Below are 26,452 nucleotides of genomic sequence, written 5' to 3'. Positions count from 1 at the left end.
GCGCGCCCAACGACACGGCCGTGCTCAGTGCGCGGCCGCCTCGGCGACGCGTTGGCCGATATGCGCGAGCGCCTCGTCGACCTGGTCGATGAGAATCAGGCACAGGTCGCCCGGTTGCAGACGCCCCAGCGCCGTATCGATGGCGAGAAACTCGCCATGGATCTCGTCGACGTGGCTGGCACGGCGCGCGCCGGCAAGACCTTCTCGCAGAAGCCTGAGCACTTCGCCGTCTTCGCGGCCGCGTTGGCACTGGTCCTGATAGAGCAGCACGTCGTCGAAGGCGTCGCCGAGGATCTCGGTCTGGCGGCGGATGTCCTCGTCACGACGGTCGCCCGCGCCCGAAATCACCACTGAACGGCGACGCGCCGGCATCGTCTCGACGGCCTGCGTGAGCGCGGCGATGGCGTCGGGATTGTGACCGTAGTCTGCAATGACCGTGGCGCCCTTGTAGTCGAACACATTGAAGCGACCCGGAGCGGTGCCCGCATCGTTGACGAACGTGGCCAGACCGGCACGGATCGTCGTCGCATCGATGTTCAGCGCCCAGGCCGCGCCGATTGCCGCCATCGCGTTCTCGACCTGGAAGCCGATGGCGCCGCCGCGCGTGAGCGGAATCGCCGACAGGGCGTAGCGGGTCTCCTCGGCGCCCTGAGCCGTGACGATGCTGCCGCCGTCGACATACACCACGCGTCTGCCTTTGGCGCGGTGCGTGGCCAGTACCGGATGCACCGCATCCATGGCGAAGTAGGTCACGTCGCCGGGACAGGCGTCGGCCATGCGCGCCACCATGGGATCGGCGGCGTTGAGCACGGCCATGCCGCGCGGCGCCACGTTGCGCACGATCACGCTCTTGAGCACGGCGAGGTCTTCGACCGTATTGATATACGACAGGCCCAGATGGTCACCCATGCCGATGTTGGTCACCACGGCCACGTCGCAGCGGTCGTAGGCCAGGCCCTCGCGCAGCAGGCCGCCGCGCGCGGTTTCGAACACGGCCGCATCCACGTCCGGGTGCATCAGCACGTTGCGCGCACTGCGCGGGCCACTGCAATCGCCCGTGTCGATACGCTGGCCGCTGATATAGATGCCGTCGGTGCCGGTCATGCCCACGCGCAATCCTTGCTGGGCGATGAGGTGAGCGATCAGGCGCACCGTCGTCGTCTTGCCGTTCGTGCCCGACACGGCCACGACCGGAATGCGTCCGTCGTCGCCGTCGTCGAACATGGTGGAGACAATCGCTTCGCCCACCGCGCGGCCCTTGCCGTACGAGGGCTGAAGGTGCATGCGCAGCCCCGGCGCGGCATTGACTTCCACGATGCCGCCGGCCTGCTCCTCGAAGGGCTTGGTCACGGTTTCGCACACGGCGTCGACCCCGGCGATGTCGAGCCCGACCTGCAGTGCCGCGGCCACCGCGCGCGCGGCGATTTCCGGATGCACGTCGTCGGTCACATCGGTGGCGGTGCCGCCGGTCGACAGGTTGGCGTTATTGCGCAGCACCACGCGCGCGCCGGCTTCCGGCACGGAATCCGCGCCTAGGCCCTGCTTGGCCAGTGTGGCGAGGGCGATGTCGTCGAAACGAATCTTGGTCAGCGACGTGGCATGTCCTTCGCCCCGGCGCGGATCGGCGTTCACCGCATCGACGAGCTGACGCACGGTGTGCACGCCGTCGCCGGTCACTTGCGGCGGGTCGCGACGCGCCGCCGCCACCAGCTTGTTGCCGATCACGAGCAGACGGAAATCGTGGCCCGGGATATAGCGCTCGATGATCACGTCGCGGCAGATGTCCTGCGCGACCTCGAACGCCTTTTCAATTTCCTCGCGCGTGCGCAGGCGCACGGCCACGCCCTTGCCCTGATTGCCGTCGCGCGGTTTGACGACGACGGGGGCATCGATTTCCTGCACCAGCTTCCACGCATCTTCGATGTCGCGCACGGTACCGCCAAGCGGCACCGGCACGCCGGCCGCGTGCAGCAGCGTCTTGGTCAGGTCCTTGTCCTGTGCGATCGATTCGGCCACCGCCGACGTCCGGTCGGTTTCGGCGGCCTGAATGCGACGCTGCTTGCTGCCCCAGCCAAACTGCACCATCGAGCCTTCGGTCAGGCGGCGATAGGGGATGCCCCGAGCGACGGCGGCGTATACGATCGACCCGGTCGACGGGCCGAGACGCACATCTTCGTCGAGATCGCGCAGGCGGTACAGGGCGTCGGGCAGATCGAAGGGCGTATCTTCGAGTGCGGCGTTGATCAGTTGCTGCGCCAGATCGAACGCCAGGCGGCCGACCGGCTCCTCGCTGTACTGCACCACGACCTGGAACGTGCCGGGCTCGATGGTTTGCGTCGTCTGGCTGAACGTGACCGGACAGCCGGCGGCGGCTTGCAGGTGCAACGCCGTGGTGGCGAGCGCGTCGGCGAGCGACACCGGACGCTCCTCCGCGTCGGGCGTGAGCGCGGGCAGCTCGGGGAAGCGGGCGCGCAGGCGGGCCTCGAAACCGGCCAGATTGCCGATCGAGTATTCCAGATCGGTGCAGGTCACGATCGCCTCGATGGCGGTGTGACGGCTCCAGAGGTTCGGACCGCGCAGCGCGCGGATACGGGAGACTTCCATAAATTGCAATCCCTGTCTGTCCACTTCGCGTCCCTGTATACCGGTTGGTTGGCGAGAAAAAACGACTGTGGCTTGGGTGTTCGGTAACTAACTAACAGGCGCCTCGGAGACGGCGGCGCGGGACGCGCCCGCGAACCGCCGCTCAGGCGCGGCAACGGCTCGTGGGCGTCAGGCGGCCATGGCCCGCATCGGTTGACCCATCCACAGATGCACGAGATCGAGCATCGCGGCAGCACCGCCTTCGTCGGCCTGCAGCAAGAGCAAATCGCCGCTCGCCAGTTCGGCCAGCGCCGCTTCGGCCGCCGTGCGGCGGGTGCCGGCGTCGACCACTTGCACCTTGCGCTCCACCGCTTCGATGCCGGTGCGAAGCTGGGCGCGCGATTGCGCCAGCCCATGCTTGCGGGACACGCTCAAGTCGTCGCACAGCACTACGCGCTCGAAGGTCTGGCCGAGCAGGCGGCCTTCGGCTTGCAGGTCTTCGTCCATGCGGTCCAGACCCGGGCCGTAGACCGCGATGCGGCGCTCGGCGGGCAGGGTGGCCAGCGCGTCGACCAGTGCCTTGAGCGCCGGCGCGTTGTGTGCGTCGTCGACCACGACCGTGGCGCCTTGCTTCTCGAACAGCGTAAAGCGGCCCGGTGCGTCGACCTGGCCGACGTCGAACGTCGTCACGCCGGCGCGCAGGACTTCGAGCGCCACGCCCATGGACCACGCGGCAGCCACGGCGGCGAGCACGTTCTCGACCTGGAAACCGACCCGGCCGGCATACGTCAGCGGCATGTTTGCCGTGGCGCCCACGCCGACTTCCTCCGTTCCCGTCGCGAGCACCACCTGGCCGTCACGCACGAACACGGTGCGCTTGCCGGCGGCACGGTGCTCGGCGATGGCGGGCAGATGCTCGTCCAGCCCGAAAAAGATCACGTCGCCGTCGCAGAGCTCGGCCATTTCCACGACCAGCGGATCGCGGGCATTGAGCACGGCCACGCCGTCGGGCAGCACGACATCGACCTGGGTGCGCATTACGCTGAACATTCGGTCGACGTCTTCGACGAAATACTGGCCCAGATGGTCCGGGCGATCGATGTTCGTCACGATGCCGACCTGACAGCGGTCGTAGGCGAGGCCTTCCGAGAGAATGGCGGTGTTGTCGTTTTCGAAGACGGCAGCGGTCACGCTGGCGTTCATCAGCACGCGATTCGCGGCGTCCCAATTGGCGCGGTCGCCACTCTGGACAAGGCGCTTGTCGAGGAACAGGCCGTCGCTGCATGCCAGACCGGTATGCTCGCCCGCCAGTTGCAGCAGGTGCGCGAGCAGACGGGCCGTCACGGTCTTGCCGTTGGTGCCGGTAATGCCGACGACCGGAATGCGGCCGCTGTCGCCGTCGGGGAAGAGGTGATCGACGATAGCCCGGCCCACGGGGCGTGGCGAGCCGTCAGCCGGCTTCAGATGCATGAGCAGGCCCGGCCCGGCGTTGACTTCGACGATGGCGCCGCGCTGCTCGGCGAGCGGGCGGGAAATGTCTTCGGCCACCAGATCGACGCCGGCGATGTCCAGTCCGACGATACGTGCGGCAAGCGAGGCGTGCGCGGCCACGCTCGGATGCACGCGGTCGGTGACGTCGAACGCAACGTTGCCGTTGCGCTGGATCAGCACGTTCTTGCCCTCGGGCGGCACCGAGTCGGCGTCGAAACCCTGACGCCGGAGTTCGAGCCGCGCGGACGAATCGATGCGCACGCGATTGAGCGGTTGGTCCTCGGCACTGCCGCGACGCGGGTCACTGTTGATCTGGCGCTCGATGAGTTCCAGAATGGTGTGCTTGCCGTCGCCGACGACCGACGCCGTTTCGCCCATGGCAGCCGCCACGACGCGTCCGCCCACTACCAGCAGGCGGTGCTCGAGACCCGGCACGAAGCGCTCGACGATGACGCCGTTGCCTTCTTCGAGTGCCACCTCGAACGCTGTGGTGACTTCTTCTCGCGTGGTGAGATTGATGAACACGCCGCGACCGTGGTTGCCATCGTAAGGCTTCACGACGACCGGCAGGCCGATGTCTTCGGCCGCTTCCCACGCGTCGTCGGCGCTGTCGACGAGCCGGCCTTCCGGCACGGGCACGCCGCACGATTCGAGCAGTTGCTTGGTGAGGTCCTTGTCGCGCGAGATGCTCTCGGCGATGGCCGGGGTGCGGTCGGTCTCGGCCGTCCAGATGCGGCGCGCGGCGGCGCCGTAGCCCAGTTGCACGAGATTGCCGTCCGACAGTCGCAGATGCGGAATGTCGCGGTCGTCGGCCGCATCGACGATGCACGCGGTGCTCGGGCCGAGACAGTGCTTGTCGACCAGGCCCCGCAAATGTTCCACGGCAGCCTCCACATCGTAGGGGCGGTCCTCGATCGCGGCCATGACGAGGTCGCGCGCGGCGAACAGCGCCGCGCGGGTCACGTCTTCATGCCAGGCGCGCACGATGACCTTGTAGACCCCCCGGATCGGCGTTTCGCGTGCCTTGCCGAAGCCGCCGGGCATGCCGGCGAGGTTCTGAAGTTCGAGCGTGACGTGTTCGAGGATGTGGCCCGGCCACGTACCTTCGCGCAGGCGCTGAAGAAAACCGCCGCGCTCGCCGATGCTGCAACGATGCTCGATGAGCGTGGGCAGCCACGCGGAGAGCCGCTCGGGAAACCCCGGGATCTTGTTTGACGGGAAGTCTTCGAGTTCGCCGATATCGACCCATGCCTCAAGCACCGGCCGATATGTCCACATATTCGGGCCGCGCAGCGACAGGACATCGAAAATCTCAATGTCTTTCTTTTTCATCTAAGGCTAATTACGCGTGAGGGCGGGGTTTCGGAGAGGCCGGCAACGCCAGTTTCAGACGGGACGGCCGGTCGCGCTCTTACAGTTAACTGGTTACTTAACGCAAAAATTCACATTCGGTTGACCGTCACAACAATATTTCCATGTTGCACCGTGTCATGCGGGAACTCCGCGCCGCAAAAGGCGTCGCTGTGGTTATACTTGCGGCAATTTCGCGGACTGACAGGGAAAGTTCGCCTCGTTTTCTACCCCGTTTGCCGATGTCCGCCCCTTGAGGACACGTCTGCCGCAGCAATGACCGACACCTCCACTCCGGCGGCTTCTTCCGCCGCCACTCCGACCGCGTCCTCCGAGAGCAGCCCCGCCGGCGCCTCGACTTCCGTGTCGTTCGCCTCGCCCCGAAACGCTGCCGCCGAGCCATGGTATCCGGCGCTTGCCGCCCAATTGGCTGACGGCGAAACCGTGCTGGCGTGGCTCTCGCTCGATCTCGACGCCCGGCTTCACTTCGCGCAGGGTGTCGCCGTGGCGACGGACCGGCGCATTCTGGCGCGCGAGGCGCAAAGTGGCCGGCCGACGCCCGCGGCCCACGCTTGGCAGTCGTGGCCGTATCGCGCCGACTTGTCGATCACGCATACCGACCACGCCGGCGTGGGCTCGCTCGAGCTTTGCGACGCCCGCGAGAAACTGGCTACCTGGCGCTACACGCTGGGACACAACCCGGCGGCGCTGGCGTTGATGGACACCATCGTGCGTGAGCGCGACGCGCTCGTCGCGGGTCATGCCGCCCGTCACGAGCCCGAAGCGCCGGGCGTCTGCCCGATCTGCCAGGCCGAACTGCCGGCGGGCGACGACGAGTGCGCGCAGTGCAACCCGGAAGCCGAGGCCCCGCCGTCGACGTGGGCGCTGCTGCGATTGTGGCGTTTTGCCAGGCCGTATCGCTTCCAGCTTTTGGCCGGCTTTCTGCTCACGCTGTGCGCCACGGGCGCCACGCTGATCCCGCCGTATCTGACGATGCCGCTCATGGACAACGTGCTGATTCCGTTCCAGAACGGCAAGCCGATCGATTACATGCTGGTCGGCAAGTATTTGTCCGGGCTGCTGGGCGCGGGGCTGGTGGCCTGGGTGCTCGGCTGGGCGCGCACGTACCTGCTCGCGAAAGTGTCGGAGCGCATCGGCGCCGACCTGCGTACGGCCACGTATTCGCATCTGCTGCGTCTCTCGCTGGAATATTTCGGGGGCAAGCGCACCGGCGACCTGATGGCGCGCATCGGCTCGGAAAGCGACCGCATCTGCGTGTTCCTGTCGCTGCACCTGCTCGACTTCGCGACCGACGTGCTGATGATCGTCATGACGGCAGTCATTCTGGTGTCGATCAATCCGTGGCTGGCGCTGGTCACACTCGTGCCGCTGCCGTTCATCGCGTGGCTGATTCATCTGGTGCGCGACCGGCTGCGTCACGGCTTCGAGAAAGTCGACCGGATCTGGTCCGAAATCACCAACGTGCTGGCCGACACCATTCCGGGCATTCGCGTGGTCAAGGCCTTCGCGCAGGAAAATCGCGAGGTGTCGCGTTTCAAGGAGGCCAACCGTCACAACCTCGTGGTCAACGATCGCGTGAACCGGGTGTGGTCGCTGTTCTCGCCGACGGTCACGTTCCTGACGGAAATCGGCCTGCTTGTCGTGTGGATCTTCGGCATCTGGCAGGTCTCGAAGCATGAGATTACCGTCGGCGTGCTGACGGCCTTCCTCACCTATATCAGCCGTTTCTATACCCGTCTCGATTCGATGAGCCGCATCGTGTCGGTTACGCAAAAGGCCGCAGCTGGTGCGAAGCGCATCTTCGACATCCTCGATCACGTCTCGAACGTGCCCGAGCCGGTCAACCCCGTGCACCTCAAGGAAGTGAAGGGGGCCATCGATCTGCGTGACATCGGCTTCCGCTACGGCAACCGGGCGGTGATCCGGGGCATGGACCTGCGCATCGCGCCGGGCGAGATGATCGGTCTGGTCGGACACAGCGGCTCGGGCAAGAGCACACTGGTGAACCTGATCTGCCGTTTCTACGATGTGGCTGAAGGCGCGATCCAGATCGACGGCGTGGATATCCGGGCGCTGCCGGTCTCCGACTTCCGCCGCAACGTGGGCCTGGTGTTGCAGGAGCCGTTCCTGTTCTTCGGCACGATCGCGGACAACATCGCCTACGGCAAGCCCGACGCGACACGTGCCGAGATCGTCGCCGCCGCGCGCGCCGCGCACGCGCATGAATTCATCCTGCGTCTGCCGCATGGCTACGATTCTCTCGTGGGCGAGCGCGGGCAAGCCCTCTCGGGCGGCGAGCGTCAGCGAATTTCCATCGCCCGAGCGTTGCTGATCGATCCGCGAATCCTCATTCTCGACGAGGCAACGTCGTCGGTCGACACGGCCACCGAAAAGGAAATTCAGAAGGCGCTCGACAATCTCGTCAAGGGGCGCACGACGATCGCCATCGCGCACCGTCTCTCGACATTGCGCAAGGCCGATCGTCTTGTGGTGCTCGATCGGGGCAGGATCGTCGAAGTGGGCAACCACGACGAACTGATCGCGCGCGAGGGCGCCTATTACAAGCTCTACCAGGCGCAGCAGCGCAACGTCGACACGGACGCCGACGAGGCCGTGGCATCGGCCGAGGCCGCCGCCAGCGTGGCCGCGGTAACCGCCGCCCCGGTCCAGCCGCTGTCCGTCAACTGAACCGTTCGCGAAGACTCCCATGCAGATCGATTTCACCTTGTCGCGCAACGCCTTTGGACGTTTGGTGCTGACCGATGCCGCCGGCATCGCCCACGAGGGCGTGGTGCCCGTGCGCGCTTTTCCCATTGCCGCGCCGGAAGAGGGGCTGGCGCTCGTGAGCGTCGACGGCCGCGAGCTGGTTTGGCTCGACTCGCTCGACGCGCTGCCCGCCGCCATGCGCGCGCTGGTGCAGGAAGAGCTCGCCGCGCGCGAGTTCATGCCGGAGGTGCTGCGCATCGTTGGCGTATCGACGTACGCAACACCCAGCTACTGGACGGTCGAGACCAACCGCGGCGAGGCCACGTTCGTGTTGCGCGGCGAAGAGGACATTCGCCGGCTCGGCGCGCAGACGCTGCTCATTACCGACAGTCACGGCATCCACTTCCTGATTCGCGATTCGTCCAGGCTCGACAAGCCCAGCCGCAAGATTCTGGACCGCTTCCTCTGACCGGGGCGGGGTGTTTCGCGAGCCTGCATTTCGCGCGATGACGCGGCACTGGTAAAATCGCTGCTTTTGCTTTTTGCGGTGATGCCGATGTGGTTCAAGAATCTTCAGTTGCACCGAATTCCTGCCGGTTGGTCCATGAGCGTCGCGCAAATGGAGGAGGCGCTCGAGAAGCATGCCTTCCGCGAGGGCGGCAGCCTCGAAATGCAGGTGCAGGGCTGGGCGCCGCCGAGAGACGGCGGCGAGCTCGTGCATAGCGTCAACCGGCAGTTCCTGTTGGCGTACCGCGCCGAGAAGAAGCTGCTGCCGACGACCGTCGTCAATCAGGTCACGCGTGCGAAGGCGGCCGAGCTCGAGGAGCAGCAGGGCTTCAAGCCCGGTCGCAAGCAGATGCGCGAGCTCAAGGAGCAGGTCACCGACGAGTTGCTGCCACGTGCCTTCGGCATTCGCCGCGACACGCGTGTGTGGATCGATCCTGTCAACCGCTGGCTGGTGATCGACGCCGCCTCGCCCGCCAAGGCCGACGAGGTGCGCAGCCTGCTGCTGAAGACGCTCGACATCACGCTCGAGAGCGTGGAGCTCAACGAGGCGCCGGTGGCCGTGATGACGTCGTGGCTGGCGGGCAACGACGCGCCGCCGGGGTTCACCGTCGACCAGGACGTGGAGCTGCGCTCGAATACCGACGAGAAGGCCGCCGTGCGCTATGTGGCGCATCCGCTCGACGGCGCGGACGTTCGCCAGCACATCGAGGCGGGCAAGCGTTGTACCAAGCTGGCGATGACGTGGAACGACCGCATCTCGTTCGTGCTCACCGATGCGTTCATCATCAAGCGCGTGACACCGCTCGACATCATCAAGGACGCCGCCGATCCGACGGCCGAAGGCGAGGCCGAGAAGTTCGATGCCGACGTGGCCCTCATGACCGGTGAGCTCGCGCGCATGCTCGACGACCTTGTCGAAGCCGTGGGCGGCGAGCGTCAGATGGACAAGGCCGCCTGAGTTCGCCCGACGCGTCCGATACGTCCGATACGTCCGATACGTCCGATACGTCCGATACGTCCGACGTGTGCCAGGCGGACGCGGACGGACGCGGACGGATAGCAAGCTTCACCGCGCGCTGCACCGGTGTGGCAGGCGTCATCCAGCATGAAAAAGCGCCGCGATGTCCGAAAGGGGCATCGCGGCGTTTGCTTTGCGGTGTGCGGATCCGGCGCGGGACCGATCCGTCGGGCGCGCATGCGCCGGCGAGGCGCAGTGGGAGTGTCGCGGTGCGTCAACGCTCCGGCCAACGCCATGCCGCGCGCAACCGGTCTCGCATGAAGTCGATGAACGCGCGCGTGCGCGGCGCCAGATGTGGACCGTGCGGATACACGGCATGCAACGGTGACGCCGGAATCGGCAGATCGGGCAGCACGCGCACGAGGCGTCCCGCCTCGATATCGTCGCCCACGTCCCAGATCGACTTCTGGACAATGCCCGCGCCATGCAACGCGAGTTCATGGGCCGTGTCGCCGTCGTCCACGACATAAGTGTCACGCACCTGCACCCGAACCGTTTCGGACTGCCATATGAATCGCCAGTCGCCATGCGGTGAATTACCGAACAGAATGCAATCGTGCTGTTGCAGTTCACCTGCGTCGCGCGGCGTGCCGCGCCGTGCGAGATAGTCGGGCGAGGCGATGAGCACGCGATAGTTCGGCGCGAGTTCCTGCGCGACGAGGCTGGAGTCGGGCAAGGTCCCGACGCGGATCGCCACATCGATGCCGTGCGCCACCAGGTCGACCCACAGATCGCTCAACGAAAGATGGATCTTCACGTCGGGATGCCGCTCGCGAAACGCGACCAGCAGCGGGGCGAGCTGGCGGCGTCCGAACGCGCGTGGCGCGCTGATGCGAAGCACGCCGCCGACGGTGTCCGACTGACGCGACATCAGCCGCTCCGTCTCCGCAATTTCCGCGAGGATCCGCCGGCAGCACGTGTGAAAGACCTGCCCCTCCTCGGTCAATGCCTGCCTGCGCGTGGTGCGGTTGAGCAACCGCACCCCCAGTCGCTGCTCGAGCAGTCCGAGCCGCTTGCTCACGACGGCCAGCGACAGCCCCATCTCGCGAGCGGCCGCCGACAGGCTCCCCGTGGCAACGATGCGGTCGAAGAGGGTGAGGTCCAGCGTATGCTCGATCATCGCGCTTCGATTCTCAATAATTTGAAGAGAGTGATTCCATTTTTTAAGGGATTATCGTTTTTTACGATCAGGATCACAATAGCCTCATGACATGACGACGCCGTTGGCGCGCAAGCGCCCGCCAGGCACCGATGTCGCCTTTCCCGCAAGGTCTCACTTCTTCATTCAGGAGTTTTAGCATGTTCGATTTCGAAGGTCAGCGCGTATTGGTCATTGGGGGCAGTTCCGGCATTGGTCGCGCGGCGGCGCAGGCATTTGCAAAAGCGGGCGCCGCCGTGACGATCGCCTCGCGCAGCCAGGCGAAGCTCGACGCCGCGCTTGCCACGATCGGCAGTACCGCGCGCGCGGTTGTGCTCGACACGGGCAACGCCGCCGCGGTCGAACGCTTTTTCGAGGAACACGCCCCGTGGCAGCACGTTGTGATTTCCGCCGCCCAGACCCCCACGGGGCAGGTGCGCAAACTCCCGCTCGAAGACGCGCATGCCGCGTTCGACAGCAAGTTTTGGGGGACCTACCACGTGGCGCGTCACGCGCGCATCGAGGCGGGCGGTTCGCTCACGCTTACGTCGGGCTACCTGAGCGTGCGCCCGAGCACGGCGTCGGTGGTGCAAGGCGCGATCAACGCCGCCGTCGAGGCGCTCGGCCGAGGCCTTGCGCTCGAACTCTCCCCCGTTCGCGTGAATACCGTGTCGCCGGGGCTGACCGTCACCCCGCTTTGGAACAAAATGGCCGAAACCGACCGTGAGGCGATGTATCGCAACGCCGCCGAGCGTCTGCCGGCGCGCCGCGTGGTGGCCGCGGACGATGTCGCCAATGCGATTCTCTATCTCGCGGGCACGCCGAGCGCCACGGGCTCGACCGTGCTCATCGACGCGGGCGGGGCCATCGCCTGACATCTGGCATTTTCGGGAGCGCATACATGCATATCGATCTGAAAGACAAGCTCGCGCTGGTAAGCGCGTCCACGGCGGGCATCGGGTTCGCCATTGCTCACGGTCTGGCCGCCGCCGGTGCGACGACGATCGTCAACGGTCGTTCGACCGCGAGCGTCGATGCAGCGGTGGCCAGGCTTCGCGAAGCACTGCCGCATGCACAGGTACGCGGCGTGGCGGCCGACCTGTCGACCGCATCCGGGTGCGACGCACTCGTGTCGGCGGTACCGGATGTGAACATTCTGGTGAACAACGCGGGCGTGTTCGGGCCCCAGGATTTCTTCGACATCCCGGACAGCGAGTGGGAGCGGTTCTACGACATCAACGTGCTGAGCGGCGTGCGCCTGTCCCGTGCCTACTTGCCCGGCATGGCGCAGCGAGGCTGGGGGCGCGTGATCTTCATCTCCTCGGAATCCGCGCTGAACATCCCCGAGGACATGATTCATTACGGCATGACGAAAACGGCGCAATTGGCGGTGTCACGCGGACTGGCCAAGCGTATGCGCGGCACGGGCGTCACGGTCAATGCCGTGTTGCCCGGGCCGACGCTGTCCGACGGCATGGCGGGCATGCTGCGGCAGGCGGGCGTGCCCGAGAACGCCGACATGGTGCAGGCGGCGGCGGAGTTCGTGCGAGCGCACCGCCCGTCGTCGATCATCGGTCGAGCGGCAAGCACGACCGAGGTCGCGAACATGGTCGTCTATGTTGCGTCGCCGCAGGCGTCGGCCACCACGGGCGCCGCCTTGCGCGTGGACGGTGGTGTGATCGATTCGCTATGAGCGTTCGTCCTGTATGACACGATGGCCGTCCGGCGAACCGATGTCGACGGACGGTCATGGCGGCGCCGGGCCGGAAATTGCTGCGCCGCGACAGGCGTGCGATATCCATGCGGCGCATTTTGACCTGGCGCAAAACACGGTATACCCGAATGACTTTCGAGTACCCATTTCGATAGGGATTGCCTAGAATGGAAGCGTGCCATCCCGCCATGTCGAAGTTAGGAGGCCGCCATGCTTACAGGGAGCTTGATAGCAATGTTGGTGATCGTGCTGGTCGTCGGCGCGGCCGTCGCCTGGCTCGTGGATCGCAACTGGTGCCGTGAGCACCCGAGTGCGAGGCACACGTGGCGGCGCACCCGTCGTGGCGACATACGGCACAGCTGAGTTGCGCCGGATTGTCGGGGCAATGCGCTCCGCCCAATGAAAAGCCCGCCTTCCGGCGGGCTTTTTTGTTGCGGCTGACACCTCTACTGCAGGCTGGGGGGGCTCAGGCGACGGCCTGGAGGACGTACTTGCCCTGGACAGTCAGGCGCGGGGACTTCACACCCGGCTCCAACTCTTCCCATTCGATCAGTTTGCTTTCGAGCAACGATTCGAGGTCCGGGCGATTGAGCTCCACTTGCTCCGGAGCGTCCTTCACCAGCATCAGGGTGGCAAATTCATGATGACTCAGCATCTTCGTCTCCCGGTTTGCGGTTCCACTAGGGGTCCCTCGTCAGGGACTTTAAGGATAGGTCACGAATATGGCACTTGCGCGACAAAATTCGCACTTTCGTTGCTGCTATGCAGCAAGCGTTGCCATGGACTTTTCCACCGCCAGAGTAGCCTTTGGCGATGACGAGAGTGTGTCAATCCCCAGGCAGGGGCAAGTGTCGAGTGGTGTGTGAAACATAGGCATATGCTGCAATGCAGCACGGTCGATATTTGAGGCAATCATGGGGTTGCCCTGCTGATTTGCGGTTTGCTCGCACGCAAGGAACGGTAGAATGGCCCAATTTGCCAGCAATTCGCGCACACTCACCTGACATGCCGCAAAAGAAAACGCCGTACTTCGAGTTACGCAGTGGAGCCGTCGATACCCTGCATTTCGTTGTCAAGACGCCGCAATTGGACACCCTGCGCTCGGAACTGGCGCAACGTTTCGAGGCGACCCCGGAGTTTTTTGCGGGCGACACGGTCGCCATCGACGTTCGGCGTCTGGCCGGCGACGAGCGCGTTGCCGTGCCCGCGTTGGCCGAAATGCTGGCCGAATTCCGCATGAAACCCATCGGCGTGGTCGCCAATGCGGAACAGGCCGAGTGGGCAGTCGTCGACGGTCTTCCGCGACTGGACAGCCACGAGCGCCGAGTGCCGCGTGCGGCACGCGAGAGCGCGAGCGAGGCTGAGGCCGAAGCGAGTGTCGCCGAGGCGGCCGCGCCTGCCGCGCCGGCGCCGTCCGAGGCGTCGGCGATTCCTTCGACCATCATCGACCGTCCGCTTCGCTCGGGTCAGCAGATCTACGCAAAGGGCGATCTGATCATCCTCGATCTCGTGAGTTATGGGGCCGAGGTGATCGCGGAAGGTAATATTCACATTTACGCGCCGCTGCGGGGGCGGGCACTGGCAGGTGTGAAGGGCAAGCTCGATGCTCGCATCTTCTGCACCTGTCTGGAACCCGAGCTGATTTCCATCGCCGGCATATACCGGACTGGCGAATATGCGCTGCCGCCCGAAGTTCAGGGGCGGTCGGTGCAGGTGCGGCTGGTAGACGACAAACTGATTTTCGAGCCCCTCGGGCTCAAATGATTCGTAGCTAATTTCATCCTCAAGTTTGGGAAGGCATCGACAGATGGCAAAAGTGATTGTGGTGACCTCTGGCAAGGGTGGCGTCGGCAAGACGACGACCAGTGCCAGCTTTTCCGCCGGCCTCGCCTTGCAGGGGCACAAGACGGCAGTCATCGATTTCGACGTGGGTCTGCGCAATCTCGACCTCATCATGGGGTGCGAGCGCCGCGTGGTGTATGACCTCATCAACGTGATTCAGGGCGAGGCGAACCTCAACCAGGCGCTTATCAAGGACAAGTCCTGCGAGAACCTCTTCATCCTGCCCGCCTCGCAGACGCGCGACAAGGAAGCGCTCACGCAAGCCGGCGTCGAGAAGGTCATCAAGGACCTGAGCGACATGGGCTTCGAGTACATCGTGTGCGATTCGCCGGCCGGTATCGAATCGGGCGCGCTGCTCGCCATGCATTTCGCGGACGAAGCCCTCGTGGTGACGAACCCGGAAGTGTCGTCGGTGCGCGACTCGGATCGCATTCTGGGCATTCTTTCGTCGAAGACGAAGCGCGCCATCGAAGGCAGCGAGCCGATCAAGGAACACCTGCTCATCACGCGTTACAACCCCAAGCGTGTCAACGACGGTCAGATGCTGTCGCTCGAGGACATTCAGGAAATCCTGCGGATCAAACTGATCGGCGTGATTCCCGAGTCGGAATCGGTCCTGCATGCCTCCAACCAGGGCACGCCGGCGATTCATCTGGACGGCACCGACGTGGCCGACGCCTACCGTGACGTGGTGAGCCGATTCAAGGGCGAGGACAAGCCCATGCGCTTTACCGACTATCAAAAGCCGGGGTTGTTGCAGCGCATCTTCGGCTCGAAGTAAGGAGCGCCCATGTCCTTCCTGTCTTTCCTCCTGGGGGAGAAGAAAAAGACCGCCGCCGTGGCGAAAGAGCGCCTGCAGATCATTCTGGCGCACGAACGCGCGGGCTCGTCGCCGCCGGCGGATTATCTGCCGGCCTTGCAGCGCGAGCTGGTTGCCGTCATCTCCAAATACGTCAAAATCGGACAAGACGACATCAAGGTCAGTGTCGAGCACCAGGACAACCTGGAAGTGCTCGAAGTGAAGATCGAACTACCGCAAACCTGAGCGTGCGCCGCCGACCGGCGCGCATTCTCCGGTCACGAATGTCCTGTCAGGCAAAAGCCCGCCACCCGCTGGTACGGATGGCGGGCTTTCGTCTTGCCCGCGCCGTGCGCGCGGCGCCGATGGCACGAGATTGCGCCGGATCGTGCCCCGTGCACGGCCACGGATCAGAACTTGTAGTCCGGGTTCCTGGGATCGAACGTGGCGTCTGTCCACTGCATTTTGCGCACCTTCTCGAAGCGCATCTCCTCGATCTTCTGTCCCGAGGCATCCCACGCCTCGATGCCGCGCGGCAACCCCGTCTTCAGATCGATCAGCACGCGTGACTTCCTGGCGTAGTGCTGCGGCGGCCCGGACGGCGCTTCCCATTCCAGTGCCGCCACGCGCACGCCATTCAGTTCGGATGCCGAAATTCTTGCGGGCTTGTCGGAGAGGCCTTCGGCACGGAAGCTTCGTCCGTCGTGCGCGATCCGTTCGGCGATGAATGCGAAGCCGAGATCGCGCACGGTGTGGTTCGATTGCGAGCGGGCGAGGGGGCCATCGATGCTGCTCCAGATCGACGTGAAGCCGAGAATGCCGCCGAGGTGGCCGTACATTTCCTTCGGGTTCTTCGTCTCGTCGTAGATGATCTCCTGCCCCGCATGCGCGCCGCCGGGCAGCCACTTCGCGTAGATCTGCAAGGGCTTCTCGCGAATCTTCACGAACATGCGATCGGGCGTAGTCTGCCACTGGTCGTTGATGCGCTCGTGGCGCGTGAGCTCGTACTGGTATTCCGGCAGTGCGGCGGATTCCGCCTTGAGTACGCGAACGAGCGCGTCGGCCTGCAGCGCCTGCAGGCGGGCGACGATCGCCTCGTCGCGCATTTTGGCCAACTCGCCGCTCTTGATCGCTTGCGTGAGCCACTGGGCCTGTGCGGCGACGGGCATCGCCGCGAGCCTCGACGCTTCGGCGTCAGGTGTGCCGGTGTCCGGGGCGACGGCGCTCGACGGCGTGGCTTCGGGCTGCGGCTGCGCTTGCGCGCGCACATCGGCGACGTGCAGCGCGGCCAGGAGCAGCGGCAGCGAGATCGCCAGCCGAATCGTTCGCGGCGTGCGGCGAGCGGCCCGGCTGGCGCGCTGAGCCGGCACGTCGGGCATGGCGGGCATGGCGGGCACGTCGGGCATGGCGCGCATGAGGGTTCGATGGATCATGTCATTTGTCTCCCTGGTTCGCGGGTGTCGGCGCGTGCGAGTCGCGCCCGTCGCTCGGTGCGGTCGTGGCGTGCGCAGCGCGCGAGTGACTTTCGTCATGCGTGCCGCGCAGTTCGCGCCGCAGAATCTTTCCCACGGTCGTCTTGGGCAGTTCGCCCTGGCGGAATTCGACGATGCGCGGCACCTTGTAGGCGGTCAGGTGTGCGCGGCAGTGCGCGAGGATCGCATCGGCATCGAGCTGCGGATCGCGAGCCACGACCACGAGTTTCACGCGCTCTCCCGCGATCGGGTCGGGCACGCCCACGACTGCCGCCTCGCGCACCCCGGGGTGGAGCATGACGACGTCTTCGATCTCGTTCGGATAGACGTTGAAGCCCGACACGAGGATCATGTCCTTCTTGCGATCGATGAGCCGCACATAGCCGCGCTCGTCCATCACGCCGATGTCGCCGGTCATCAGCCAGCCGTCGGCATCGATGGTGCTGGCGGTCTCCTCGGGGCGCTGCCAGTAGCCGCGCATGACCTGCGGGCCGCGCACGCACAGCTCGCCCGGCTCGCCGAGATCGGCCCACGTGCCGTCTTCGCGCCGAAACCTGACTTCGGTCGACGGCGCTGGCAGTCCGATGGAGCCGGTGAATTCGAACGTGTCCATATGGGCGAGATCGACCGGGTTCATCGTGACGATCGGCGAGCATTCGGTCAGCCCGTAGCCCTCGATGATCGGCTTGCCGGTCACCTCACGCCAGCGCTCGGCAATGGCGCGCTGCGTGGCCATGCCGCCCGCGAGCGAGAGCTTGAGCTTCGAGAAGTCGCGCGCGCAGAAGTCGGCGTTCTCGAGCAAGCCGTTGAAGAGCGTGTTCACGCCGGTCACGCCGGTGAAGGTCTCGTTGCGAATGATGTACACGACCTTCTTCACGTCGCGTGGATTCGCGATGAGGATGTTGCGCCCGCCCAGGCTCATGAAGATGAGGCAGTTCACCGTGAGCGAGAGGATGTGATACATCGGCAACAGCGAAAGGTTCACCTCGATGTCGCCGTTGAGCTGATCGGCAGCCCACGCTTCGGTTTGCAACAGGTTGGCGAGCACATTGCCATGGGTGAGCATTGCCCCCTTGGCCACGCCGGTCGTTCCGCCCGTGTACTGGAGGAATGCGAGATCGTCGCGCATGAGCGGCACGGGCATCGGCGCATGTTTCGCGCCCTGCGCGAGCGCACGACGCAGCGGGATCGCCTGCGGCAGATCGTAGGGGGGGACCTGCCTGCCGATGTGTCGCATGAGGAAGTTGACGGCGCGTCCCTTCAGATTGGCGCCGGGGGCGAGCAGATCGCCGATCTGTGTCACGAGGACCTGCTGCACGTCGGTGCCGGCAATCGCGTCCTGAGCGGTCTTCGCGAAGTTCTCGAACACGACGAGGGTGCGCGCGCCGCTGTCGACCAGTTGATGCTTCAGTTCGCGAACCGTGTACAACGGATTGACGTTGACGACGACCCCGCCCGCGATGAGCGTGCCGAAAAGGCAGATGGGGTATTGAAAGCAGTTCGGCATCATCAAGGCGACGCGCTCGCCTTTTCGCACGCCCTGCGATTGCAGCCACGCCGCGAACGCATGGGCCTGACGCGCCACTTCCGCGTATGTCATTTCGCTGCCGAGGCTCACGAACGCGACGCGTTCGCGGTACTTGTCGATCCACTCGTCGAACGCCTGCACGAGCGACGTGTAACGTGTCACGTCGATATCGGCGGGCACGCCGGGTGGGTAGGCACGCAACCAGACGCGCGCCTGTGCTACGGCTTGATCCATCATCGTCTCCCTGTATCGTTCACCGACCCGGCGGCGCGGCGCGGCTGCTCTGACGGCAACTCGACGTTCGCGCCCGGTCCGGCGATACCTATTGCCCCTTCATTGGCGTTACCTCATTCGCGCTCCAGCATGGCAACGACGCCTTGACCACCGGCGGCGCAAATCGAGATCAGGCCGCGTCCGCCGCCGCGCTCGGCGAGCCGTTTGGCGAGCGTGGCAAGAATTCGCCCGCCGGTGGCGGCGAATGGGTGACCGCAGGCCAGCGAACTGCCGTTCACGTTCAAACGACGGCGATCGATGCTGCCCAGCGGCGCCGCAAGCCCCAACCGGTCGCGGCAGTACTGCGGGTCCTCCCATGCCTTGAGCGTGCACAGCACCTGAGCCGCGAACGCTTCGTGGATTTCATAGAAGTCGAAGTCCTGCAACGTGAGACCGGCCTGCGCGAGCATGCGCGGCACGGCATAGGCGGGCGCCATGAGCAGGCCCTCACGCTTCGCGTCGTCGGGATTGAAGTAGTCCACGGCGGCCGTCCGCGAGTAGGTCAGATAGGCGAGTACCGGATGGTTGTGCGCGCGCGCCCAGTCCTCGCTCGCGAGTAGCACGCAGGATGCGCCGTCGGTCAGTGGCGTGGAATTCCCCGCGGTGAGGGTGCCGGCGGCGCTGCGGTCGAACACCGGTTTGAGGCCGGCCAGTGTCTCGAGCGAGACGTCGGGCCGCAGGTTGTTGTCGCGCTGCAAGCCGCGAAACGGCGTCATGAGGTCAAGGAAGAAGCCGCGCTCGTACGCCGCGGCCAAATGTCGATGGCTCGCGAGCGCGAGTTCGTCCTGCGCCGCGCGATCGATTTGCCACTGTTTTGCCATCAACTCGCAATGCTCGCCCATCGACAGGCCGGTGCGCGGCTCGCCGTTGCGCGGCAGCGCCGGGCGGAACAGCATGCCCGGGCGCACCTTGGACAGCGCGCCGAGCTTGCCGCCCGTGCTGCGTTGGCGATTGGCCTCGAGCAGGATCTTGCGCAGGTGCTCATTCACGCCGATCGGGGCGTCCGACGCGGTGTCCACGCCGCCCGCGATAGCGACGTCGATCTGGCCCAGCGCGATCTTGTTGCCGGTGAGGATGGCCGTCTCCAGGCCGGTGCCGCAGGCCTGCTGGACATCGTAAGCGGGGGTTTGCGGCGCCAGCGTCGTGGACAGCACCGATTCGCGCGTGAGGTTGAAGTCGCGCGCATGCTTGAGGACGGCGCCCGCGGCCACTTCCCCGAGGCACTCCCCATGCAGGTCGAAGCGGTCGACGAGGCCTTGCAACGCGGCCGTGAGCATGTCTTGATTCGACGCGGTGGCGTAGGCGGTGTTCGAGCGCGCGAACGGAATGCGGTTGCCGCCGAGAATCGCCACGCGCCGTAAGGCAGGCGCCGGTGCGGTCGGTTTGAATGCGCTCATGACTGGGGTTCCGTGTCGAAAGAAGAGGAAAAGGGCGCCGGCGCTTGCCAGCGTCCGCGCAGATGGGGGACGGTGCCCGCCGCATCGCGCAACTCGAAGACATCGCCCCGCGGCGCGCGCCAGAAAGTGACTTCGCCCGGCAGCAGCACGGGGGTCTTGAACTCGACGAGAAGATCGAGATCGTCGGCATGGGCAGGTACGACCTCGGCGAGCGCGCGAGCAAAACTCCACATGCCGTGGATGATTGGGCGTTGAAAGCCGAAAAGCCTTGCCGTGACGGGCCAGAGATGGATCGGGTTGTAGTCGCCCGACAGGCGCGCATACCGGCGGCCGAGGTCGGCCGGCACTTGCCATGTGCGCAATGCTTCCATGGGTATGCCGGCGGCCAGTTCGGCCCGGTAGGGCGTGCCGAGCGCATCGCGCACCCCGGTGCGCAGGTACAGGCTCTCGCCGGTCCACACCACCACGCCGTCGCGGCGCGCCGTGGTGACGACGGTGAAAACCTGTCCCTTGTCGTGAGCATGCAGCGCGCCGCTTCGCACGTCGAGATCGATCCTCTCACCCGGCGCGACTGTGGCGCTCGAGCGGATCCGGTTGGCCAGGTGCACCATGCCGAGCATGGCGAACGGAAACGCACGATCCGTCATCAACAGCATGTGCAGCGGGAAAGCCAGCAGATGCGGCCACGTTGGCGGTACTGCGTTCGCGTCGCGAAATCCGCACAGCTGTGCGTAACGGGCGATGGCCGCCGCATCGAGCGCGACATTGCGCCTCGCGAACGCCAGCGTCGGGAGCGCGCGCGCCTCGGCCGGCTTGCGCGAGGTCAGCAGCGCGCGCAGGTAGAGATGCAGCGGCGAGGGCAGGTGCGTGACGTCCACGGCGGGCAACGCGTCATGCACGTCGTCGCAGGGGCGGGGGCGGTCGTTGGGCATCGCGTTGTACTCCACGAGGATGACTCAGGCGCCGAGCAGGCTCTGCCCGCACACACGCACGATCTGTCCGGTCAGGGCGCCCGAGGCCGGGTGCGCCAGCCACGCGATCGCTTCGGCCACGTCGACGGGCTGGCCGCCCTGGCCGAGCGAGTTCATGCGGCGTCCGGCTTCGCGAATGGCGAAGGGCACCGCCGCGGTCATCTGCGTCTCGATGAAGCCCGGCGCCACGGCGTTGATGCTGATCCGGCGCTCGGCCAGGCGCGGCGCCCACGCCTGCACCATGCCAATGACCGCGGCCTTCGAGGCGGCGTAGTTGGTCTGCCCGCGATTGCCTGCGATCCCGCTGATCGACGCCACGCCCACGATGCGGCTGGCCGCGCGTAAAACGCCCGCGTCGAGCAACGCGGCATTGAGTCGTTGCGGCGCGCCGACGTTGATGTCGAGCACGCTTTGCCATTGCGCCTCGCTCATGCGCACGAGGGTCTTGTCGCGAGTGATGCCGGCGTTGTGCACCAGCATGTCGAGTCCGTTCGGCGCGTGCACGGCCAGATGCGCGATCAACGTGGCACCCGCCTCGGGCGCGGCGATGTCGCAGGTGAGGGCGCTGCCGTTCAGGCGCGCGGCGACCGTCTCCAGCGCGCTTTGCGCGGACGCGATATCAACGCAGACGACGTGGGCACCATCGCGTGCGAGTACGGTGGCAATGGCTTCGCCGATGCCGCGTGCCGCGCCGGTGACGACGGCGACCTGACCGGCCAGTGGGCGTTGGTCGCGCATCGGCGGTGTATCGAACACGGGGGCTTGCAGTGTCACCGCCTGGCCGCTGACATAGGCGGCCCGCGGCGACAGAAAGAAACGCAGCGTGGAGTGAAGCGCCTCGCGCGCCTGCGGCGCAACGTACAGTAGTTGCGCCGTCGCGCCGCGTTTGACTTCCTTGGCCAGCGAACGCACGAACCCTTCGAGCGCGCGTTGCGCAACGCTGGCCCGCGGTGTCGGCGCGAGCCCCGGCGGCAAGCCGAGCACGAGCACGCGCGCGCATCGGTCGAGCGTGGCGACTGTGTCGTGGAAGAAGTCATACAGCGCGCTCAGTGCGTCGGTGTCTTCGATGGCGCTCGCGTCGAACAGCAGTGCTTTCGGTCGCACGCCTTCGTCCGGATTGAAACGTCCGCTCATCGTGCCGGCCTTGTTGGCGTACGAAATCCAATCCAGGCGCTGCGTATGCGCAAGACTCGGTACCCCGAGCCAATGCAGCTCGCGAGCCAGTCCGGGCAACAGTGGTGCGTCGCCGGCACCGCCTACGACGGCCAGTGGCGCGGGCACGGCGCGGGCCTCGGCGCCATGCTGGCCATCGACGCGATCATCGCGATCATCGCGATCATCGCCGTATGGTGGCATGCGCTCCAGCGGTACGGGACGCGGCAGGCCCAGCGCATTGGCCAGGCGGCTGCCGACGGGGGAGTTGGCGAAAGCCAGATATCGGTCGGACGTCGTCACGGCGCGTTCACCCTCGAGATCGCGAAAAGAAAGGCATCGATGTCGGCGCTCGCCGCAATCACGAGATGAGCGCGGTGTCGGCCGGTTCCTGCCGTTGCGCACGCTGCATGTCGACGACGCGGCCGAAGTCGGCCGGGAAATCGTCGACGGCGACTGCACGTGCGGCGTAATCGGCGTATTGACCCAGCAACTGCTGCTCGTCGTCGCTCACCAGTTGCAGCCGCGCGGCATGCGCCACCCATTGCGTGAATTCCGGCAGGCTTTGCGGCATCGTCGGCAGACGGCCTTCCTTGACGGCGATGCGCAGGCGTTGTTCGATGGCCGCCACTTGCGGTGACATCTGGAAGACGATTTCGCCGTAGGCCAGTTCGTCGATTTCCGGGCGCGGGGAGTAGCTGCCCGCGATCAGGCGTTCGCGGGTGTCGCCCGGCGTCTGCATCAGGTCGGCCACGCGCGCGGCAAGCGCATCGGACGGCTTCGCGTAAGGCAGGCCGAGCGGCGCGAGCTTCCAGCGCATCCACCAGGCGACCGGGCGCGACGGATAGTTGGCGAGCACGCCTTCGAACGCCTCACGCGCTTGCCACAGCGCGTCCTGCGCGGCCCAGTGCACGAGCGGCAAGTCGGCTTGTGGGCGTCCCTCGTCCTCATATCGCTTGAGCGTTGCCGTGAGCACGAACAACTGCGACAGGATGTCGCCCAACCGGCCGGTAATGCTCTCGCGGCGTTTGAGCGAGCCGCCGAGCACGGCCATCGAGACGTCGGCCGCAATCGCGAGCAGTGTCGAGAGGCGGTTTGCCGCGCGGTAGTACGCATGCAGCTCGGGCGCCGCGTTGGATGGCACGGCCGAGAATCTCGCGTGCGTGACGCCTTGCAGTGCGCCGCGCACGATATTGCTCGCCACGAAGCTCAGGTGGCCGAAGAGGGCGTCGTCGAAGGCGCGCACGGCAGCGTCGTGATCGGTCGTCTGCGCGGCGGCGAGTTCCTTGAGGACGTAGGGATGGCAGCGGATGGCACCCTGGCCGAAGATCATCAGGCAGCGCGTCATGATGTTCGCGCCCTCGACGGTGATCGAGACCGGTACCTGCTGGTAGGCGCGCGCGAGGAAATTGTTGGGCCCCATGCAAATGCCCTTGCCCGCGACGACGTCCATGCCGTCGTTCACGACCTTGCGTGCGCGCTCCGTGACGTGGTACTTCGCGATGGCAGAGATTACCGAGGGCTTCTCGCCGAGATCGACGGCCAGTGCGGCCATGCGGCGCGCGGCATCCATCGCGTAGAGATTGCCCGCCATGCGCGCGAGCGCTTCCTGCACGCCCTCGAACTTGCCGATGGGCGTGCGGAACTGCCGGCGTACGGCGGCGTACGCGCCCGTGGCGCGCACGGCGATCTTCGAATAGCCGACGTTCGACGACGGCAGTGAGATCGCGCGGCCCGCGGCCAGACATTCCATCAGCATGCGCCATCCCTTGCCGACCTGTGCCTGACCCCCGATGACCCAGTCGAGCGGAATGAAGACGTCCTTGCCCGAGTTGGGGCCGTTCTGGAACACGGCGTTGAGCGGCCAGTGGCGCCGACCGATGACCACGCCCGGATGGGTCGTCGGAATGAGCGCGCAGGTGATGCCCGGCTCGTCGTCGCTGCCCAGCAGATGGTCGGGATCGAGCGCGCGGAAGGCCAGGCCCAATACGGTCGCGATGGGGCCGAGCGTGATGTAGCGCTTGCTCCACGTCACGCGAAAACCCAGCGTCTCGCGGCCCTCGTGCACGCCCCGACAGACGATGCCGACGTCGGGAATGGCGGCGGCGTCGGAGCCGGCGTAGGGGCTGGTCAGCGCGAAGCAGGGAATTTCCTGTCCCCTCGCCAGACGGGGCAGGTAATAGTGCTTCTGCTCCTCGGTGCCGTAGTGGAGCAGCAGCTCCGCCGGACCCAGGGAGTTCGGCACCATCACCGAGACCGCGGCCGCGGAACAGCGCGACGCGAGTTTCATCACCACCTGGGAATGTGCGTAGGCGGAGAATTCGAGGCCGCCGTAACGTTTGGGAATGATCATGCCGAGAAAGCCCGCGTCCTTGGCGTACTGCCACGCCCTGGGCGGCAGGTCTTGCCAGACCTGCGTGCTTTCCCAGTCGTTCGAGAGGTCGCAAAGATGCTCGACCTCGTTGTCCATGAACGCCTGCTCTTCAGCGCTCAGCTTCGGGGCCGGTAACGCCATGAACTTGCGCCAGTCGGGGCGGCCCGAGAAGAGGTCGGCGTCCCACCAGACAGTGCCGGCTTCGATGGCGTCTTTTTCCGTCTCGGACATTTCCGGCATGATCGTGCGGAACTTGGCGAGCGCCGGCGCGGTGATCCATGCCCGACGCAGCGGATCGATGCTCAGCACGAGCGGGGGCAGCACGAAGGCGACGGCGAGCACTGCGGTCGCGACCGTCCCGATCAATCCCGTCGCAACGCCCGCGCCGAGCCACAGCGCCATGGCAACGAGCCATTGCCATGCGCGAGCCCGATACAGGAGCAGCGCGCACACGCCCACCACAAACGCGAGAATCCAGACAGCCATGATGTTTTCCTCCCTTTGGGTTCAGTCCCGACGCCCGCTACCGTACGTGTCGGCGCTCGAGCCGATCGCCGTTGCCGGTTAGCGGGTGGCAAGCGGGTGGCAAGCCGGCGGCAAGCGGGCGGGACTGTCTTCCTCGCGCCGTCTGTCGGCGAGTCTGGTCAGGGGGGCGGTGTTGCGTTGCCCCGTCCCCCGACTGGCACGACGACGGCGTTCTTGTTTGATGACCCAGCGGCATGTTGGTGCGCCGGGAATTGGCACGTCCGAGTGTTGCTTCGACCGGAGAGCGGCAGGACGCGCTTTCGGTCGGACCCCCTTCGGCGCGGGCCTCGGGGTGCGTCGATTTTTTCAGGCGCTCGCCAGCGAGCGGCCGTGGCCGCCCGGCATCGCCGCGGATGCGTCGGGCGGGGCGTTGCCGTCACCGGAGGCGGCGCCGTGATCCGCTCCAGGGGCGGCGCCCGCTTCGCGCGGCGGCGTGACGTCGGCGTCCCTGGCCAGTGCGAACACGGCGGCGAAACTGGCGAGCTGCGCTTCGCCCGGCATCGGCGCCTTGAGCGCGGCGACCATCAGCGCGGTCAGGCGGGCGACGACCTGCAGGTCGCCCATGGGCTGGCCCTGCGCGAAGGTATCGATCAGACGCGACGTGTCGCTGCTGGCGAGTACGCCCGACAGGGCCTGCAATGCGAAGTGAAGGCGCCAGCCCAGTTCCTGACGCGGAAGCTCCGGCAGCGCCCGGGCGAATGCTTCGAAGAACCGTTCGAACACCGGTGCGTAATGCTGCTGCAGATACTCGCGGATGAAGGGCGACGGATCCGCGTAGACCCGGCCGAGCAGGCGCAGGAACGCAGGGCCGCCGATCTCGCGATGGTGCGAGATGGCGAGCGCCGGGATGAACATCGCCCCAAGCACATGCTCGCAGGTGAGCTGCCCGTTGGGCCATTCGGCCTCGGCCCGGGTGAGCAATGCCAGCCGTTCGTCGTTCAGGCGGTCGAGACGTCGCGCCAGCATCGCCTGGAGCAAGGTTTCCTTGCTGCCGAAGTGATAGTTGACGGCCGCCAGGTTGACCTCCGCGCGCGATGTGATCTGGCGCAGCGACATGGCTTCGTAACCGTACTCGATGAACAGGTCTTCCGCGGCGTCGAGTATCCGCAATTTCGTGTCGCCGGCTTGTCGGCCGGCTGCAAGGCGTGGGCTCACGGCGATTTCTCCTCGGCGACGCGGCGCGATGCCGCATCCATCCAGTCTCAATGAACCGATGTTTCATTCAAACGTTCGATTGAATCCTAGGCGGTTCGCACGTCCTCCCCAAGACCTTTTTCTGGGTGAGACCCTCTAATATGCAATTCCGGTCCGTCGAGGCGCCGTTGGCGGGTCGGGTGCGCGACGCAGTCATCACGCCGCGCGATGGCCTCATTTCGCGGATTTCCGGCCGGAAAGTCTGGAGGCGGGGCAATAGTTTGCTAAAATGTTCCGCTTTGTGTGCAAAACCGTTTTGGCGCGACCCCGATTCTCTCGGGGGCGGAGGGAAGCCGGCGTCGCATCGTCGGTACCGGCCCAAGGTTGATTAACTGACAGGGTCCGCTTGCGGCCATCCCTCGCCGTAACACAGAACGACCCTCTGGAAGGACGAATA

At 65.9% G+C, this 26,452-nt stretch carries 19 protein-coding genes; 8 read left to right on the top strand and 11 right to left on the bottom strand.

Features of this window, described 5'->3' with window-relative positions; genetic code table 11:
* Nucleotides 1–24: 24 nt before the first annotated feature.
* Nucleotides 25–2,604, bottom strand: a complete 2,580-nt coding sequence (cphA, locus tag W930_RS0107295) for a cyanophycin synthetase (RefSeq protein WP_023874540.1) — start codon at nucleotides 2,602–2,604, stop codon at nucleotides 25–27.
* A 168-nt stretch (nucleotides 2,605–2,772) separates the two neighbouring features.
* The gene (cphA, locus tag W930_RS0107290; protein ID WP_023595719.1) at nucleotides 2,773–5,406 is read right to left on the bottom strand and encodes a cyanophycin synthetase; all 2,634 of its coding nucleotides are present in this window, start codon (nucleotides 5,404–5,406) and stop codon (nucleotides 2,773–2,775) included.
* A gap of 294 nt (nucleotides 5,407–5,700) precedes the next feature.
* On the opposite strand from cphA (W930_RS0107290), the gene W930_RS0107285 reads away from it, so the two are divergent.
* From W930_RS0107285 to W930_RS0107275, 3 genes are all read left to right on the top strand, one after another.
* On the top strand, nucleotides 5,701–8,133 hold the full coding sequence (locus tag W930_RS0107285) for an ABC transporter ATP-binding protein (RefSeq protein WP_028730879.1): 2,433 nt from the start codon (nucleotides 5,701–5,703) through the stop codon (nucleotides 8,131–8,133).
* Between the two features lie 19 nt (nucleotides 8,134–8,152).
* Nucleotides 8,153–8,620: a DUF1854 domain-containing protein gene (locus W930_RS0107280; RefSeq protein ID WP_023874538.1), complete on the top strand. Its 468-nt coding sequence runs from the start codon at nucleotides 8,153–8,155 to the stop codon at nucleotides 8,618–8,620.
* Nucleotides 8,621–8,707: 87 nt separating this feature from the next.
* Nucleotides 8,708–9,616 carry a recombination-associated protein RdgC gene (locus W930_RS0107275; protein WP_023874537.1) on the top strand — a complete coding sequence of 303 codons (909 nt, stop codon included), beginning with the start codon at nucleotides 8,708–8,710 and terminating at the stop codon, nucleotides 9,614–9,616.
* 274 nt (nucleotides 9,617–9,890) lie between these two features.
* Here the strand turns inward: W930_RS0107275 and W930_RS0107270 are convergent, their stop codons facing one another.
* On the bottom strand, nucleotides 9,891–10,796 hold the full coding sequence (locus W930_RS0107270) for a LysR family transcriptional regulator (protein ID WP_023595723.1): 906 nt from the start codon (nucleotides 10,794–10,796) through the stop codon (nucleotides 9,891–9,893).
* Nucleotides 10,797–10,975: 179 nt separating this feature from the next.
* Here W930_RS0107270 and W930_RS0107265 point away from each other — a divergent pair, with 179 nt between their 5' ends.
* Both W930_RS0107265 and W930_RS0107260 read left to right on the top strand, forming a co-directional pair.
* A complete protein-coding gene (locus W930_RS0107265; RefSeq protein ID WP_023595724.1) occupies nucleotides 10,976–11,689 on the top strand; it encodes an SDR family oxidoreductase in 714 nt (237 codons plus the stop codon).
* Between the two features lie 26 nt (nucleotides 11,690–11,715).
* Nucleotides 11,716–12,507: an SDR family NAD(P)-dependent oxidoreductase gene (locus tag W930_RS0107260; RefSeq protein ID WP_023874536.1), complete on the top strand. Its 792-nt coding sequence runs from the start codon at nucleotides 11,716–11,718 to the stop codon at nucleotides 12,505–12,507.
* Nucleotides 12,508–12,994: 487 nt separating this feature from the next.
* Here W930_RS0107260 and W930_RS0107255 read toward each other — a convergent pair whose 3' ends face one another.
* Nucleotides 12,995–13,183 (bottom strand): hypothetical protein, encoded by a 189-nt coding sequence (locus W930_RS0107255; RefSeq protein ID WP_023595727.1) that lies wholly within the window; start codon nucleotides 13,181–13,183, stop codon nucleotides 12,995–12,997.
* 350 nt (nucleotides 13,184–13,533) lie between these two features.
* Between W930_RS0107255 and minC the strand changes: the two genes are divergently transcribed.
* Genes minC through minE form a run of 3 tightly spaced genes read left to right on the top strand, consistent with a single transcriptional unit; the run spans nucleotide 13,534 to nucleotide 15,415 of the window.
* Nucleotides 13,534–14,292, top strand: a complete 759-nt coding sequence (minC, locus tag W930_RS0107250) for a septum site-determining protein MinC (protein WP_023595728.1) — start codon at nucleotides 13,534–13,536, stop codon at nucleotides 14,290–14,292.
* Nucleotides 14,293–14,335: 43 nt separating this feature from the next.
* Nucleotides 14,336–15,151: a septum site-determining protein MinD gene (minD, locus tag W930_RS0107245; RefSeq protein ID WP_023595729.1), complete on the top strand. Its 816-nt coding sequence runs from the start codon at nucleotides 14,336–14,338 to the stop codon at nucleotides 15,149–15,151.
* A gap of 9 nt (nucleotides 15,152–15,160) precedes the next feature.
* Nucleotides 15,161–15,415, top strand: coding sequence for a cell division topological specificity factor MinE (gene minE, locus W930_RS0107240; protein ID WP_023595730.1), 255 nt, complete (start codon nucleotides 15,161–15,163; stop codon nucleotides 15,413–15,415).
* Nucleotides 15,416–15,579: 164 nt separating this feature from the next.
* On the opposite strand, the gene W930_RS0107235 is transcribed toward minE, so the two are convergent.
* The 7 genes from W930_RS0107235 to W930_RS0107205 all read right to left on the bottom strand — a co-directional run bounded on the left by W930_RS0107235 (nucleotide 15,580) and on the right by W930_RS0107205 (nucleotide 26,016).
* Nucleotides 15,580–16,602: a DUF1571 domain-containing protein gene (locus W930_RS0107235; RefSeq protein WP_023595731.1), complete on the bottom strand. Its 1,023-nt coding sequence runs from the start codon at nucleotides 16,600–16,602 to the stop codon at nucleotides 15,580–15,582.
* A gap of 1 nt (nucleotide 16,603) precedes the next feature.
* Nucleotides 16,604–18,403: an AMP-binding protein gene (locus W930_RS26535; protein WP_023874532.1), complete on the bottom strand. Its 1,800-nt coding sequence runs from the start codon at nucleotides 18,401–18,403 to the stop codon at nucleotides 16,604–16,606.
* A 113-nt stretch (nucleotides 18,404–18,516) separates the two neighbouring features.
* Nucleotides 18,517–19,839 (bottom strand): acetyl-CoA C-acetyltransferase, encoded by a 1,323-nt coding sequence (locus W930_RS0107225; protein WP_023595733.1) that lies wholly within the window; start codon nucleotides 19,837–19,839, stop codon nucleotides 18,517–18,519.
* Nucleotides 19,836–20,771, bottom strand: a complete 936-nt coding sequence (locus W930_RS26530; protein ID WP_023595734.1) for a MaoC/PaaZ C-terminal domain-containing protein — start codon at nucleotides 20,769–20,771, stop codon at nucleotides 19,836–19,838. The genes W930_RS0107225 and W930_RS26530 overlap by 4 nt, the downstream gene beginning before the upstream one ends.
* A 24-nt stretch (nucleotides 20,772–20,795) precedes the next feature.
* Nucleotides 20,796–22,265: a 3-oxoacyl-ACP reductase gene (locus tag W930_RS0107215; RefSeq protein ID WP_023595735.1), complete on the bottom strand. Its 1,470-nt coding sequence runs from the start codon at nucleotides 22,263–22,265 to the stop codon at nucleotides 20,796–20,798.
* A gap of 58 nt (nucleotides 22,266–22,323) precedes the next feature.
* Complete coding sequence (locus W930_RS0107210) at nucleotides 22,324–24,822, bottom strand: acyl-CoA dehydrogenase (protein WP_023874529.1); 2,499 nt, start codon at nucleotides 24,820–24,822, stop codon at nucleotides 22,324–22,326.
* Between the two features lie 345 nt (nucleotides 24,823–25,167).
* The gene (locus W930_RS0107205) at nucleotides 25,168–26,016 is read right to left on the bottom strand and encodes a TetR/AcrR family transcriptional regulator (protein ID WP_023595737.1); all 849 of its coding nucleotides are present in this window, start codon (nucleotides 26,014–26,016) and stop codon (nucleotides 25,168–25,170) included.
* Nucleotides 26,017–26,452: the final 436 nt, after the last annotated feature.

The organism is Pandoraea sp. E26, assembly GCF_000681415.1.
GTDB lineage: Bacteria > Pseudomonadota > Gammaproteobacteria > Burkholderiales > Burkholderiaceae > Pandoraea > Pandoraea pnomenusa.
This window is presented reverse-complemented; position numbering and strand designations above follow the sequence as displayed.